Annotated in this window: 1 protein-coding gene; it reads left to right on the plus strand. The window is 67.3% G+C overall.

Annotation, left to right across the window (positions count from 1 at the left end; genetic code table 11):
* A partial coding sequence (locus tag ACR9ZK_RS21775; protein ID WP_481344042.1) for a cation:proton antiporter domain-containing protein occupies positions 1-309 on the plus strand: 309 nt, incomplete at both ends.

The raw sequence follows: 309 nt of genomic DNA on the forward strand, positions 1-309 counted from the left end.
GTTCACAGATACCCTGGCCGATTTCGGGCTGGCCATGCTGTTCTTCGTGGCCGGCAACGAGATCGACTTCAGGGCAATTCGCGGCCGGCCCCTTCGCCGCGCTTCCGCCGGCTGGGTCATCTCCCTGGCAGCAGGCATGGCTGCCGGGTTGGCATTGACGTCCGCAGCCGAGCCCTCGGTGATCATCGGCGTCGCGCTTTGTTCCACCGCACTTGGCACCCTGCTGCCCATCCTGCGGGACGCCGGCCAAGCGAAGACGCCTACCGGCATCGCGGTGACGGCTTTGGGGGCAGTGGGCGAGTTTGGCCC

Source organism: Monashia sp. HAY1-5C (assembly GCF_056755255.1).